General features: G+C 70.8%; 11 protein-coding genes. 1 reads left to right on the forward strand and 10 read right to left on the reverse strand.

Features of this window, described 5'->3' with window-relative positions:
* Positions 1-50: 50 nt before the first annotated feature.
* Positions 51-1,277 carry a TraR/DksA family transcriptional regulator gene (locus ACZ4VF_RS09400; RefSeq protein WP_467924330.1) on the reverse strand — a complete coding sequence of 409 codons (1,227 nt, stop codon included), beginning with the start codon at positions 1,275-1,277 and terminating at the stop codon, positions 51-53.
* A gap of 604 nt (positions 1,278-1,881) precedes the next feature.
* Between ACZ4VF_RS09400 and ileS the strand changes: the two genes are divergently transcribed.
* Positions 1,882-5,025, forward strand: coding sequence for an isoleucine--tRNA ligase (gene ileS / locus ACZ4VF_RS09405; RefSeq protein WP_467924332.1), 3,144 nt, complete (start codon positions 1,882-1,884; stop codon positions 5,023-5,025).
* 257 nt (positions 5,026-5,282) lie between these two features.
* On the opposite strand, the gene ACZ4VF_RS09410 is transcribed toward ileS, so the two are convergent.
* From ACZ4VF_RS09410 to ftsW, 9 genes are all read right to left on the reverse strand, one after another.
* Positions 5,283-6,422, reverse strand: a complete 1,140-nt coding sequence (locus tag ACZ4VF_RS09410) for a DivIVA domain-containing protein (protein WP_467924334.1) — start codon at positions 6,420-6,422, stop codon at positions 5,283-5,285.
* A 54-nt stretch (positions 6,423-6,476) separates the two neighbouring features.
* Positions 6,477-6,767 carry a YggT family protein gene (locus tag ACZ4VF_RS09415; protein ID WP_161298001.1) on the reverse strand — a complete coding sequence of 97 codons (291 nt, stop codon included), beginning with the start codon at positions 6,765-6,767 and terminating at the stop codon, positions 6,477-6,479.
* Between the two features lie 59 nt (positions 6,768-6,826).
* Positions 6,827-7,468, reverse strand: a complete 642-nt coding sequence (locus ACZ4VF_RS09420; RefSeq protein ID WP_055633826.1) for a cell division protein SepF — start codon at positions 7,466-7,468, stop codon at positions 6,827-6,829.
* Positions 7,469-7,596: 128 nt separating this feature from the next.
* Positions 7,597-8,316, reverse strand: a complete 720-nt coding sequence (locus tag ACZ4VF_RS09425; protein ID WP_467924337.1) for a YggS family pyridoxal phosphate-dependent enzyme — start codon at positions 8,314-8,316, stop codon at positions 7,597-7,599.
* A gap of 6 nt (positions 8,317-8,322) precedes the next feature.
* Positions 8,323-9,051, reverse strand: coding sequence for a peptidoglycan editing factor PgeF (gene pgeF / locus ACZ4VF_RS09430; protein WP_467924339.1), 729 nt, complete (start codon positions 9,049-9,051; stop codon positions 8,323-8,325).
* Entirely contained in the window at positions 9,048-10,262 is a 1,215-nt protein-coding gene (gene ftsZ / locus ACZ4VF_RS09435) for a cell division protein FtsZ (protein ID WP_467924341.1), read from the reverse strand. Before ftsZ ends, pgeF begins: the two co-directional genes overlap by 4 nt.
* 279 nt (positions 10,263-10,541) lie before the next feature.
* Positions 10,542-11,336 (reverse strand): cell division protein FtsQ/DivIB, encoded by a 795-nt coding sequence (locus ACZ4VF_RS09440; RefSeq protein WP_467925584.1) that lies wholly within the window; start codon positions 11,334-11,336, stop codon positions 10,542-10,544.
* A gap of 29 nt (positions 11,337-11,365) precedes the next feature.
* Positions 11,366-12,454 carry an undecaprenyldiphospho-muramoylpentapeptide beta-N-acetylglucosaminyltransferase gene (murG, locus tag ACZ4VF_RS09445; protein ID WP_467924343.1) on the reverse strand — a complete coding sequence of 363 codons (1,089 nt, stop codon included), beginning with the start codon at positions 12,452-12,454 and terminating at the stop codon, positions 11,366-11,368.
* Positions 12,455-12,460: 6 nt separating this feature from the next.
* A complete protein-coding gene (gene ftsW / locus ACZ4VF_RS09450) occupies positions 12,461-13,828 on the reverse strand; it encodes a putative lipid II flippase FtsW (RefSeq protein ID WP_467924345.1) in 1,368 nt (455 codons plus the stop codon).
* Between the last annotated feature and the right edge of the window lie 36 nt (positions 13,829-13,864).

Below are 13,864 nucleotides of genomic sequence, written 5' to 3' on the forward strand. Positions count from 1 at the left end.
GGTGCCTGACTGAGGACGAGACTACGGCACGCCCCAGGGGCCCCTCGCGCTCAGGAGCGGCGTTCCTGCTTCTGTTTGCACTCCACGCACAGGGTGGCCCTCGGGAACGCCTGCATCCGGGCCTTGCCGATGGGCCGGCCGCAGTTCTCGCACAGGCCGTAGGTGCCCGCGTCCAGCCGTTCCAGGGCGCGCTCGGTCTGGATCAGCATCTCGCGCGCGTTGGCGGCCAGCGCCAGCTCGTGCTCACGCGTGATGTTCTTGGTGCCGGTGTCGGCCTGGTCGTCGCCGGCGCCGTCCCCCGAGTCCCGCATCAGGCCGGCCAGGGACGCCTCGGACGAGCTGATCTCCTGCTGTAGCCGCTCCACCTCGGACTGCAGCTCCGCGCGGGCCTCGTCGACCTCGTCCGGGGTCCACGGGTCCTCGCCGGGGCGCACCGCCAGCTCGCCGGGCTCCGCCGCGGCGACGCGTGCCTTGGGGACGGCGGTCTGTGCCGCCGTGGCCGTGCCAGGAGTCTTCTTCGCAACCACCGTCGTGGCTCCCGTCTGCTTCGCGGCCCGCGCCGCGCCCGCTTTCTTGGCCGTGCTCTTCTCGGTGACGGTCTTCTCGCCGACCGCTTCCTCGATGACCGTCTTCTTCCCGACCGCTTCCCTGACGGCCGTGTCCACGGCCGCCGCCTCGCCGGCAGCCGCCTTTTCGGCGGTCGCCCCGGTGGCGGCCGTCCTCTTCGGGGCCGCCTCCTTCACGGCCGTCTTCTTCACGACCGCCGGTTTCGTGCCCGCGTGCCCGGTGTCCGCGTGCCCGGTGTCCGCGTGCTTCGTCGCCGCACGCCTGGTATCCGCGTCCTTCGTGCCCGCCCGCTGCGCGGCCGTCTTCTTCCCTCCGGTCTTCACGGCTGCGGCCGTCTTCTTCGGGGCCGCCTTCCCGGCGACAGCCTTCCTGGCCACCTGCTCGGCCGCCTTCTTGGCCACCGTCTTCGTGCCCGCCGCCTTCTTGGCCACCGCCTTCTTGGCCACCGTCTTCGTGCCCGCCGCCTTCGTCTCCCCCGCCTTCCCGGCCGCCGCCCTCGTCACCTTGGTCACGGCCGTCTTCCCGGCCGCCGCCTTCCCGTCGGCCTTCGCTTCGGCGGCCTTCGTGCCGGCGGCCTTCGTGCCGGCGGCCTTCGTGCCGGCGGCCTTCCTCTCGGCGGCCGTCCTGCCGGGAGCCGTCTTCTTGGTGGCAGGCCTCGCGCCGGTCTTCCCGGTCGCCGGCTGCTGTACGGCGGTCTTCTTCGCCACCATGGCCGCGGCCCCTTCACATATTGTGATCTTGCTCGCGAATCGTGCTGGGACGATAAATCGACTTGAGTCCCGCGGCAACGGGGCACACCGCCCGATTCGCCCGCCCGCACCCCCGGGGCCACGGGCCTGCATCCGTTGTGCCCAGCTCCCCGCCGGGTAATCCGCCGGGCCGGACCCCTCCCGGCCGCGGGCGCCCACCCCTCGCCATTCGGGTCATCCGCCCCGTCGTCCGGCATCCGCCGGCGCCGCGCGGAAAACCGGTCCGCCGCTGTCCGCGGGGCGCCGTACACTGGGCGGAGCGAGAAGCGTGGATGGGGACGAGTAGCGGCGTACGCAGCCCAGAGCGACCCGGGGACGGTGTGAGCCCGGGGGCGAGCGCGACGTGAAGATCACCCCGGAGCCGCCGGAAGAAAGCCGCAGCCCCAGGGCGACGGCGAGTAGAACCGGCTTCGCGACCCCAATGAGGGGGCTCACCGGCGTGTACGGCACGGCGGAGGGCCAAGGAGGGTGGTACCGCGGGAGCGCGCCGCACACGGCGTAGACAGGAACGAAGGCTCTCGTCCCTCCGACGGAAGGCAGCAAGTCCGTTGGAGGATGCTCGCAGATGACAGCGCCGACGTACCGCCAGGTGCCCGCACAGGTCGACCTGCCCGCTCTTGAGCACGCCGTGCTCGACTTCTGGCGCGAGCAGAAGATCTTCGCCAAGAGCCTGGAGCAGTCCGAGGGCCGCCCCGAGTGGGTGTTCTACGAGGGCCCGCCCACCGCCAACGGCATGCCCGGCGCCCACCACATCGAGGCCCGCGTCTTCAAGGACGTCTTCCCCCGCTTCCGCACCATGCGCGGCTACCACGTGGCCCGCAAGGCCGGCTGGGACTGCCACGGCCTCCCCGTCGAACTGGCCGTCGAGAAGGAGCTGGGCTTCTCCGGCAAGAAGGACATCGAGGCGTACGGCATCGCCGAGTTCAACGCCAGGTGCCGGGAGTCCGTCCTCCGCCACACCGACGCCTTCTCCGACCTGACGACCCGGATGGGCTACTGGGTCGACCTGGACGACGCCTACGTCACGATGGACCCCGAGTACATCGAGTCGGTCTGGTGGTCGCTGAAGGAGATCTTCACCAAGGGCCTGCTGGTCCAGGACCACCGCGTCGCCCCCTGGTGCCCGCGCTGCGGCACCGGCCTGTCCGACCACGAGCTGGCCCAGGGCTACGAGACGGTCGTCGACCCGTCCGTGTACGTCCGTTTCCCGCTCACCTCCGGTCCACTCGCCGGCGAGGCCGCGCTCCTGGTGTGGACGACGACCCCCTGGACCCTGGTGTCCAACACGGCGGTCGCCGCGCACCCCGACGTCACCTACGTCGTCGCGACCGACGGCGAGGAGAAACTCGTCGTCGCCGAACCGCTCGTCGCCAAGGCGCTCGGCGAGGGCTGGGAGACCACGGGCCAGACCTTCACCGGCGCCGAGATGGAGCGCTGGACGTACCAGCGGCCGTTCGAGCTGGTGGAGTTCCCGGAGCCCGCCCACTTCGTGGTCAACGCCGAGTACGTGACCACCGAGGACGGCACGGGTCTGGTCCACCAGTCCCCCGCCTTCGGTGAGGACGACCTCAAGGTCTGCCGCTCCTACGGCCTGCCCGTGGTGAACCCGGTCCGCCCGGACGGCACCTTCGAGGAGGACGTCCCGCTGGTCGGGGGCGTCTTCTTCAAGAAGGCGGACGAAAAGCTCACCGCGGACCTCCAGCAGCGCGGCCTCCTCTTCAAGCACCTGCCGTACGAACACAGCTACCCGCACTGCTGGCGCTGCCACACCGCGCTGCTCTACTACGCGCAGCCCTCCTGGTACATCCGCACGACGGCCGTCAAGGACCGGCTGATCCAGGAGAACGAGAAGACCAACTGGTTCCCGGAGACGGTCAAGCACGGCCGCTTCGGCGACTGGCTCAACAACAACATCGACTGGGCGCTGTCCCGCAACCGCTACTGGGGCACCCCGCTGCCGATCTGGCGCTGCGAGGACGACCACCTCACCTGCGTCGGCTCCCGCGCGGAGCTGACCGAGCTGACCGGCACCGACCAGTCGGACCTGGACCCGCACCGCCCGTACATCGACGAGGTCACCTTCGCCTGCCCGCACGAGGGCTGCGGCCGGACGGCCACGCGCGTGCCCGAGGTCATCGACGCCTGGTACGACTCGGGCTCGATGCCGTTCGCGCAGTGGGGCTACCCGTACAAGAACAAGGAGCTGTTCGAGAGCCGCTACCCGGCGCAGTTCATCTCCGAGGCGATCGACCAGACCCGTGGCTGGTTCTACACGCTGATGGCCGTCGGCACCCTCGTCTTCGACAGGTCGTCGTACGAGAACGTCGTCTGCCTCGGCCACATCCTGGCCGAGGACGGCCGCAAGATGTCCAAGCACCTGGGCAACATCCTGCAGCCGATCCCCCTCATGGACCAGCACGGCGCGGACGCGGTGCGCTGGTTCATGGCGGCCGGCGGCTCCCCGTGGGCCGCGCGCCGGGTGGGTCACGGCACGATCCAGGAGGTCGTCCGCAAGACCCTGCTGACGTACTGGAACACGGTCGCCTTCCAGGCCCTGTACGCCCGTACGTCGGACTGGGCCCCGTCCGCGGCGGACCCGGCCCCGGCCGAGCGCCCGGTGCTGGACCGCTGGCTGCTCTCCGAGCTGCACGCGCTGACCGACCAGGTCACCCAGGCGCTGGAGGCGTACGACACCCAGCGCGCCGGCAAGCTGCTGTCCGCGTTCGTCGACGACCTCTCGAACTGGTACGTCCGCCGGTCCCGCCGCCGCTTCTGGCAGGGCGACAAGGCCGCGCTGCGCACACTGCACGAGGTGCTGGAGACGGTCACCAGGCTGATGGCGCCGATCACCCCGTTCATCACCGAGCGGGTGTGGCAGGACCTGGTCGTTCCGGTCACCCCGGGCGCGCCCGAGTCCGTGCACCTGGCCGCCTGGCCGGAGGCGGACCTGTCGGCGATCGACCCGCAGCTGTCGAAGCAGATGGTCCTGGTCCGGCGGCTCGTGGAACTGGGCCGCGCCACGCGCGCGGAGTCGGGCGTCAAGACCCGCCAGCCGCTGTCCCGTGCGCTCATCGCGGCCACCGGGTTCGACGCGCTGAACCCGGAGCTGCACGCGCAGATCACCGAGGAGCTGAACGTCTCGTCCCTCGCCTCCCTGTCGGAGGTCGGCGGCAGCCTGGTCGACACGACGGCGAAGGCGAACTTCCGGGCGCTCGGCAAGCGGTTCGGCAAGCGGGTTCAGGACGTGGCGAAGGCGATCGCCGCCGCGGACGCGGCCGCGCTGTCCCTGGCCCTGCGCGACGGCACGGCCTCGGTGGACGTCGACGGTGAGACGGTCACCCTCGCCCCGGACGAGGTGATCATCACGGAGACCCCGCGCGAGGGCTGGTCGGTGGCCTCCGACTCCGGTGCCACGGTGGCGCTGGACCTGGAGATCACCGAGGAGCTGCGGCAGGCGGGCCTGGCCCGGGACGCGATCCGGCTGATCCAGGAGGCCCGCAAGAACAGCGGGTTGGACGTGGCCGACCGGATCGCCCTGCGGTGGACGTCCACCGACCCGGCCGTGGTCGCCGCGCTCGCCGAGCACGGCGAGCTGATCGCCGACGAGGTGCTGGCCACCGACTTCGGCCAGGGTGAGGCCGACGACGGCTACGGTGCCGCGTTCACCGACGAGGGGCTGTCGCTGACGTTCCGGCTGCGCAAGGCGTAGGCGCCGAGCGGTACACGAAGAGCAGGGCCCGGTCTCCGTCGAGGAGGCCGGGCCCTGCTTCCCTGCGTGACGCATGCGGGACGGACTGCGTGACGGCATGCGTGACGGTCGGTCCGGTCGCCGTGCGGGGCTCGCCGCGTTCCCGAGCCACCTGACGCAACCCGCGTAAAAAGGGCGGGCCCCCGGGACCGAAGTCCGGGGGGCCCGCCCTATCAGACGCTGCCGACGCCGTTGTCGTACCGGTCTTGAGTGACCCGTCAGTTGTCGTCCTCGTCGATCAGGAACCCACGCATCGGCGAGGGGGCCTGGCCCATCGGGGACGGACCCTGCGGACGGACCGGAGCCATCGGCTGGGTCATGGCCGGGGTCATCTGCTGCTGACCGCCGTAGGACGGCGCGGACGGGGCGGGCGAGCCGCCCATCGTCTGGTTGCCGCCGTAGGACGGGGCGCTCGCGCCGGCCGGAGCCATGGAGGGCGACGGGGACGGCGGCAGGGACGCGGTGGCCGGGGTGCGCGGCGGGGCCAGCGAGTCGTCGGCCTGGGTCTCCAGCTGGCGCAGCTGCGACTCCAGGTACGACTTCAGGCGGGTGCGGTACTCGCGCTCGAAGCCGCGCAGGTCCTCGACCTTGCGCTCCAGCGTGGCGCGCGCGGACTCCAGGGAACCCATGGCGACGCGGTGCTTCTCCTGCGCGTCCCGCTCCAGGGCGTCGGCCTTGGCACGGGCGTCACGCTCCAGACCCTCGGCGCGGCTGCGGGCCTCGCCGACGATCTTGTTGGCCTCGGAACGGGCCTCGGCGATCGCCTGGTCGGCGGTCTGCTGGGCCAGCGAGAGGACACGGGCGGCGCTGTCGCCACCGGGGCCCTGACCGGGGCCGCCCATCGGACCGCCCATGGGGCCACCCATGGGACCGCCCATCGGGCCGCCCATCTGCTGCTGCATGGGCGGCTGGCCGCCCATCGGGCCCTGACCCATCGGACCCTGGCCCATCGGGCCGGGACCCTGCGGGCCGCCCTGACCGCCGGGGCCGGCGGGCAGCTGCGGGGCACCGCTCGGCAGCTGGGGCGGACCACCCATGGGGCCGCCCATCTGCTGCTGCGGCGGGCCCGATATGCCGGCGGGTACCGGAGCGCCGGGACCTCGCATGCCCTGCTGCTGGTGCTGCTGGTGCTGTTGCTGGTCCTGCTCCGGGGGCTTGCGCGCGTTCTGCTGGTTCTGCGCGGCAGCCCTCGTGGCCGCGGCCAGTTTGGCGCGCAGGTCCTCGTTCTCGCGGAGCAGACGGGTCAGTTCGGCTTCGACCTCGTCGAGGAAGGCATCGACCTCGTCCTCGTCATAGCCTTCTCGGAGGCGGACGGTCGTGAACTGCTTGTTCCGCACGTCCTCGGGGGTCAACGGCATCTCTTCACCTCAACGTAGTCATCGGCAGTCGGCAAGACCGGATCGTCTCCACCCTCATCTCACGAAGTTCTGCGCGATGGAGATGAGAATGTAGACGATGATCATCAGTACGAAGAAGGACAGGTCGAGCGCCACGCCCCCGAGACGCAGCGGCGGGATGAACCGCCGCAGAAGCTTCAGCGGTGGATCGGTGACAGTGTAGGTGGCCTCCAGTACGACCACCATCGCCTTGCCGGGTTGCCACGAGCGGGCGAACTGGAAGACGTAGTCCATGACCAGCCGGAAGATGAGCACGACGAGGAACACCATCAGCGCGATGTAGATCACCTGCGCGAACACGCTCATGGCCTGTGGTTCCCTCTCCCCTGTCCATGTTCTTCCGTGCTTCGGTCCGGTCGTACGTCTCAGCTCTGGTTGAAGAACCCGCCCTCTGCGATGCGGGCCTTGTCCTCCGCCGTGACATCGACGTTAGCAGGAGACAACAGGAACACCTTCTGCGTCACCCGCTCGATGCTGCCGTGAAGACCAAACACCAAACCGGCCGCAAAGTCGACAAGTCGCTTCGCGTCTGTGTCGTCCATCTCAGTCAGATTCATGATCACCGGGGTGCCCTCACGGAAGTGTTCCCCGATGGTACGGGCCTCGTTGTAGGTCCGCGGGTGCAGCGTGGTGATCCGGTAAGGCTCTCGTTCGGACACGACCTTGGGCATGATCACCGGTGCGTTCTTCTCCAGGGACTGGCGTTCTTGTGTGATGGATGCCACGGGCGCGATCCGCGCCGGACGTCCGGATTCCGCGGCGAGCGAAGCCGAACGGGCCACCGGCTCGCGAGGCGCGGGCGGTTGCACGATTCGCACCTCTTCGTCCCTTTGGGACTGATGTGCGCCGTGCGACTGGTGTGACGGTTCGTGCCGTCGGTGGTCCCGCTCCGGCTCCGGGTCCAGTTCGGGCTCGAAGTCGTCGTCGGGGTCGAATCCGCGGCCGTCGTACCCATCGTCCTCCACGAGGCCGAGGTAGACCGCCATCTTGCGCATCGCGCCGGCCATGCTCTGAGTCCTCCGCTCTGTGGTGGATCGACTGACGACTGCCAAGTGCCCGCGATCCACGTGGTCCTTGCGCCCGCCTTGGCGCGCATTGACCATATTTTCTGCTGTGGTCCGACTTCCTGGCGACGTTACCCGAGCCTGGGGCGGACTCCGAGTACCGCGGTGCCGACGCGCACATGTGTCGCCCCGGCTGCCACGGCCTGTTCGAGGTCCGCGCTCATCCCTGCCGACACCATGGTTGCAGCCGGATGAGTTCGGCGCAGGTCAGTCGACAAATCCATGAGCCGCTCGAACGCCGCCTGTTCGCGCCCCGCGTACTCCCCGGTGAGCGGAGCGACGGTCATCAGCCCGTCGAGCCGCAGCCCGGGCGCCCCGGCGACGAGGTCGGCCAACTCTTCGATTCCGCCGGGGGCCACGCCACCGCGCTCGCCCCGGCCGCTCGCATCGGCGTCGAGGGCCACCTGGACGAGGCAGCCCACCTCGCGCTCCGCCCGCACCGCCTCCTTCGACAGCGCGGAGACGAGCCGGGCCCGGTCGACGGACTGCACGACATCGGCGTAACCGACCACGGAACGCACCTTGTTGGTCTGCAACTGCCCGACGAAGTGCCACGCGAGGGGCAGATCCGCGCAGGCGGCGGCCTTCGGGGCCGCGTCCTGGTCGCGGTTCTCGGCGACATGGCGCACACCGAGATCCGACAGGATCCGCACATCGCTCGCCGGGTAGGTCTTGGTGACCACGATGAGGGTCACCTCCTCCCGCGCGCGACCGGCCGCCGCGCACGCGGCGGCGATGCGCTCCTCCACCTTCGCCAGGTTCGCGGCGAGTTCGGTCTTACGGTCCGTCATGCCCCATCAGTCCAGCCAGACGTAGCCCGCGAGCCGACCGGTGGTGCGGTCGCGGCGGTACGAGAAGTGGTCGTCCGACTCCAGCGTGCACACCGGCGTCTGCGCCCGGTCGCACACCCCGAGCCGGTCGAGCTGCGCGTGCACCCCGGCGCTCACGTCGAGCGCCGGCGTGCCCCAGCTCGTTTCGGCGCGCGCCGCCGGCTCGACGGCGGCCACCTCGGCGCGCATCGCCTCCGGCACCTCGTAGCACCGGCCGCAGACGGCCGGTCCGGTGCGGGCGACGATCCGGCCCGGCTCGGCGCCGAGTTCCGCCATGGCCCGTACGGCGGCGGGGACGACTCCCTTCACCATGCCGGGCCGGCCCGCGTGGACCGCGGCGGCGACCCCGGCGACGGGGTCCGCCAGCAGCACCGGCACGCAGTCGGCGGTGAGGACGGCGAGGGCGAGTCCGCGGCGGGCGGTGACGATCGCGTCGACCTCCGGCACCGCGCGCTCACCCCACGGCTCGTCCACCACGGCCACGTCCGCGCCGTGCACCTGGTTCATCCACACCACCCGGGCGGGGTCCAGGCCCAGCGACTTGGCCGCCAGTTCCCGGTTGCCCCGCACCGCCTCGGCCGCGTCGCCGACCGCGCCGCCGAGGTTCAGCTCCTCATACGGAGCGGCGCTCACCCCGCCCCACCGGTCGGTGAAGGCGAAGTGCGCGCCGCTCACGCTCTCGTGCTGTCCTATCACTTGAGGAAGTCCGGGACGTCCAGCTCCTCGGCCGCGCTGTCCGAGTAGGCGGGACGCGGGGCCGGGGTGATCGGCGGGGTGACCGGGATGTCGGCCACCGGCTCGGGCGCCGGCTCCGGCTCCTCCTTCGGCTTGACGCTGCCCAGCGAGCCGAAGGACGGACGGCTGGGCTCGCTCGGCCGGGCCGGGGCGGGCTCCTCGCGGCGGGCGGAGCCCGAGCCGGAGGACGCCGAGCCGAGCACGTTGTCCCGGCGGGCCGGCGGCTGGCCGCCGTCGAAGCCGGCCGCGATCACGGTGACCCGGACCTCGTCGCCGAGGGCGTCGTCGATGACCGCGCCGAAGATGATGTTGGCCTCGGGGTGGGCGGCCTCGCTGACCAGCTGGGCGGCCTCGTTGATCTCGAAGAGGCCGAGGTCGGAGCCGCCGGAGATGGAGAGCAGCACGCCCCGGGCGCCGTCGATGGACGCCTCCAGCAGCGGCGAGGAGATCGCCATCTCGGCCGCGGCCACCGCGCGGTCGTCGCCGCGGGCCGAACCGATGCCCATGAGGGCCGAGCCCGCCTCGGACATGACCGACTTGACGTCGGCGAAGTCCAGGTTGATCAGGCCGGGCGTGGTGATGAGGTCGGTGATGCCCTGGACACCGGAGAGCAGGACCTGGTCGGCGGACTTGAAGGCGTCCAGGACCGAGACCTGGCGGTCGGAGATGGACAGCAGCCGGTCGTTCGGGATCACGATGAGGGTGTCGACCTCTTCGCGCAGTTCTGCGATGCCGTCCTCGGCCTGGTTCGCGCGCCGCCGCCCCTCGAAGGTGAACGGGCGGGTGACCACGCCGATGGTGAGGGCGCCGAGCGAGCGCGCGATGTTGGCCACGACGGGAGCCCCGCCGGTGCCGGTGCCGCCGCCTTCACCGGCCGTCACGAAGACCATGTCGGCCCCCTTGAGGACCTCCTCGATCTCCTCGCGGTGGTCCTCGGCGGCCTTGCGGCCGACGGCCGGGTTGGCTCCGGCGCCGAGTCCGCGGGTGAGTTCGCGGCCGACGTCGAGCTTGACGTCGGCGTCGCTCATCAACAGCGCCTGTGCGTCGGTGTTGATGGCGATGAACTCGACGCCCTTGAGACCGACCTCGATCATCCGGTTGATGGCATTGACACCACCGCCGCCGACACCGATGACCTTGATGACTGCGAGGTAGTTCTGCGGTGCTGCCACGTCGAAGGCCTCTCGCCTCGAATTACGTTGTCGCCGCCGGGCGGTGCCCCGCGCCGGGACGACGGATGCCGAATGGGACGGTCCGTAGCGCCGACCCGAACCCTAACCTTGAAGTTTAGGGTTACCAGTGTGTCTGTTCCCTGGAGTCTTCTGAACAGGACACTAAGTCGACAAGTGGCGCCCGTTCAACGAACACGCCGAACCTCCCGTTTTTCTTTTCACCCTATGTGATCAGCCGTAGCAGTGCCCAACCAGGGTGCTGGCCTGCGCTGATGTGCGTCAACTCCCCGATGACGCCGGGGCGGTGGGGACGCTGACATCGAAGTGCCGCGCGCCGGGTACTGCTTTCATGAGAGCCGTGAGGGCCCGTGCCTTCGCGCGGCCGTTCTCGCCGCTGCCCCAGGCCACCGTGCGGCCGTCGCCCAACTCCAGCGCGATGGCGTCGAAGGAGCGGACGCGGACGGTCCGGGTGGCCCGCGACACGGGGCGGGGCAGGTCACCGGCGACCCGGACGGCCTCGCGCACCAGACGGCCCTCGCCGAAGCGCCGGAAGCTCGCCGCGCCCGGACCGGTCCGGGAAGCGGACAATTCCAGCATCGGAACGCCGTTCGGCGCCTGCGGAACCGTAGCGAACCGGACACCTTCGTCATCGACTTCGACGAAGTTCCGGCCCTTTCGGATCAGCAGAACCGGAGTGCGTTCGATCACTTTCAGGCCGATTCCATGAGGCCAGGAACGAACCACGTCCACGGTGTCAATTCGGGGCAATTTCCGGCGAAGCCGGGCTTCGACGGCCTCCGTGTCGAGGGAGATCATCGGCTTCCCGACGGGCACGGCCGCCGCCGCGCGCACCTGCGCGGGGGTCAGCACGTGCGTGCCCGACACCGAGACGTGGGTGACGCGCAGCCACCGCGAGCCGTACAACGCCCAGCCGGTACCGGCCGCGAGGAGCACCAGAACGGCGGCCAGAACGACAATCGTACGAAGGCGGAGCCGCCTGAGCCCGCGAGCGGGCGGCGGGCCGGACGACTCCTGCTGGCGTTCACCGCGCTCGGCGGTGGAGGGTCCGGCCACGCTGCTCACTGCCCTTTCGTCATACGGTCCTATCGGCGCGAGGCGATCGCCTCGTACACCATGCCGACGAGCAGGTCGTCGGCGTCCCTGCGGCCGAACTCGCTTGCCGCGCGGGACATCTCGTACAGCCGGTGCGGGTCGGCGAGCACGGGCAGCACGTTCTGCTGGACCCACTCGGGCGTCAGCTCGGCGTCGTCCACGAGGAGTCCGCCGCCGGCCTTGACCACCGGCTGGGCGTTGAGCCGCTGTTCGCCGTTGCCGATGGGCAGCGGGACGTAGGCGGCCGGGAGTCCGACGGCGGAGAGTTCGGCGACGGTCATCGCGCCGGCGCGGCAGAGCATCATGTCGGCCGCGGCGTACGCGAGGTCCATCCGGTCCAGGTAACTTACCGGGATGTAGGGGGGCATCCCCGGCATCTGCTGCACCTGCGGCAGTTCGTTCTTCGGGCCGACCGCGTGCAGGATCTGGATGCCGGCCTGCTGCAGCCAGGGGGCGACGGCCTGCGTCACCTCGTTCAGCCGGCGGGCGCCCTGCGAGCCGCCGGAGACCAGCAGTGTCGGCAGGTTCGGGTCGAGGCCGAAGCGGTGGCGGGCCTCGGGCCGGACGGCGGCGCGGTCCAGCGTGGCGATGGAGCGGCGCAGCGGGATGCCGATGTAGCGGGCGTCACGCAGCTTGCTGTCCGGGGTGGAGACGGCGACCCGGGCCGCGTACCGCGAACCGATCTTGTTGGCCAGGCCCGGGCGGGCGTTGGCCTCGTGGATCACGATGGGTACACCGAGGCGCTTGGCGGCCAGGTAGCCGGGCAGGGCGACGTAACCGCCGAAGCCGACCACGCAGTCCGCCTTCGTGCGCTCCAGGATCTGCTCGGCGGCCTTGATCGTGCCGCGCAGCCGGCCCGGGACGGTGATCAGCTCGGGGGTGGGCTTGCGCGGCAGCGGAACCGCCGGGATCAGCGCCAGCTCGTAGCCGCGCTCCGGGACGAGCCGGGTCTCCAGGCCGCGCTCCGTGCCCAGGGCCGTGATCCCCACGCTCGGGTCCTGCCTGCGCAGGGCGTCCGCGAGGGCGAGCGCGGGCTCGATGTGGCCGGCGGTCCCCCCACCGGCGAGTACGACATGCACCGAAATTCACCGCTCTCCGGACGAACGCGCCGCCGAGGCACGCCGTCGCATCGTGTTCCATCTCCGAGGCCCCCGCTCGGCACCGGAGCCTCCCGCCCGCTTTCTACCAAAGCGAGGTTGCCGCATCGCAAGCGCTGCCCGCGCAGCGGGCTCGTCGCGCGCGAAGGCGATCAGCAGCCCGATGGCGAACATGGTCGGCAGCAGGGCTGACCCTCCGTAGGAGAACAGCGGGAGCGGGACGCCGGCGATCGGCAGCAGGCCGAGCACCGCACCGATGTTGATCACCGCCTGGGCGGTGATCCAGGTGGTCACGCCTCCCGCGGCGTACCTCACGAAGGGGTCCTCCGTGCGTCCGGCCACGCGGATACCCGCATAGCCTAGAGCCGCGAACAGGGCGAGCACCGACAGCGTCCCCGCGAGACCCAGTTCCTCACCGGTGACGGCGAAGATGAAGTCGGTGTGGGCTTCAGGGAGTTGGCCCCATTTTTCCACACTCGCGCCGAGTCCGGAGCCGAAGAGTCCGCCGGAGGCGAGGGCGTAGATCCCGTGCACGGCCTGCCAGCAGTCGGCGACCCCGGTCTTCGGCTCGGTGGCGCCGATGCAGGCGAGCCGGGCCATGCGGTTGGGGCTGGTCTTGATGAGGGTCACACCGATCAGGCCGGCGACGGACAGCACGCCCGCGAACAGCCGGGTCGGCGCACCCGCGAGCCACAGCAGGCCGAACAGGATCGCCGTGAGGATGATCGCGGTACCCATGTCGCCGCCGAGCATGATCAGCCCGAGCAGCAGGAAGGCGACCGGGACCAGCGGCACCAGCATGTGCTTCCACTGGGTCAGCAGCTTCCGCTCCTGCTTGCGGGCGATCAGGTCCGCGCCCCACAGCACCAGGGCGAGCTTGCCGAACTCGCTGGGCTGGATCTGGAAGGAGCCGCCGAGGGAGATCCAGTTCTGGTTGCCGTTGACCGCCATCCCTATCCCGGGGACCTGCACCAGGGCCATCAGGAAGACGGCGCCGATGAGGATCGGGTAGGCCAGCGCCCGGTGCAGTTTCACCGGCATGCGCGAGGCGACGAACAGCAGTGCGCCGCCGATGAGCGCGGCGAGGGCCTGCTTGCGGAAGAAGTACGACCCGGGCAGCGAGAGCTGGAGCGCGGTGATCTGGGAGGCCGAGTAGACCATCACCAGGCCCAGCACCGTGATCAGCACGCTGCCGCCCACGATCAGATAGTAGGCGGTCAGCGGCCGGTCCCAGGCCCTGCGCGCACGCGTGTAGAGCCGTTGCACGGGGTTCTCCCGCGGGGGCCGGGCAACGGCGGGACGGGGGCGCCGGGACGCCCGCTGCACGGGCGGCTTCCCGGTACGGCTACTGGGCATCGGCGCCTCCACTGAACGTCGACCGTCCCACGCGTC

The organism is Streptomyces sp. NPDC029151 (assembly GCF_055564315.1).